Source organism: Bariatricus sp. SGI.161 (assembly GCF_050313695.1).
Classification (GTDB): Bacteria; Bacillota; Clostridia; order Lachnospirales; family Lachnospiraceae; genus JAFBIX01.
This window is the reverse complement of sequence record NZ_JBNPLX010000089.1, coordinates 1-586: the sequence shown is the minus strand read 5'-3', so window position 1 is coordinate 586 and position 586 is coordinate 1. Positions and strand designations below refer to the sequence as shown.

Annotated in this window: 2 protein-coding genes; both read left to right on the top strand. The window is 43.7% G+C overall.

The genetic code is table 11. The annotated features are described in order from the left end of the window. Positions 1-133, top strand: a 133-nt coding sequence (locus ACQRBH_RS17310; RefSeq protein ID WP_427762695.1) for a transposase, incomplete at its 5' end; no start/stop codon positions are given. Next, on the top strand, positions 120-586 hold a 467-nt coding region (locus tag ACQRBH_RS17305), incomplete at its 3' end, for an RNA-guided endonuclease TnpB family protein (RefSeq protein ID WP_427762694.1). The genes ACQRBH_RS17310 and ACQRBH_RS17305, both read left to right, overlap by 14 nt.

The window sequence follows — 586 nt, the reverse complement described above, 5'->3', positions numbered from 1 at the left end:
AGCGATTCGTAAAAAGCTGTGGAAGGAAACTTTCTGGAGTCAGAGTTTCTGTCTGATAACAGCCGGTGGAGCACCAATCGAAGTGATCAGGGAATACATTGAAACACAGGGTGAGAAACATGAGAAAGAGTAATAAAGCCTTCCAATTCCGCATTTATCCAACGGAAGAACAGAAAGAATTGTTTGCGAAGACATTCGGATGTTGTAGATTCATCTATAACCGGATGCTATCGGATAAGATCGAAGAATATAAGAAGACCGGGAAGATGTTGAAGACTACACCGGCTGCCTATAAAAAAGATTTTCCGTGGTTGAAGGAAGTAGATTCTCTTGCCCTGGCGAATGTGCAGCTCCATCTGGAACGGGCGTACAGGAATTTCTTTGAACGTCCGGAGATTGGGTTTCCGAAATTCAAGTCAAAGCATCATAACCGGAATGCATATACTACGAATCTGGTGAATGGGAATATTCGAATTTTTGATAACGGAATCAAACTCCCAAAAGCCGGTGTTGTAAAGGCGAAGATCCACAGACAGATTCCGGAAGGGTTCCGGATGAAGGCTGTGACAGTGAGAAGACAACCTTC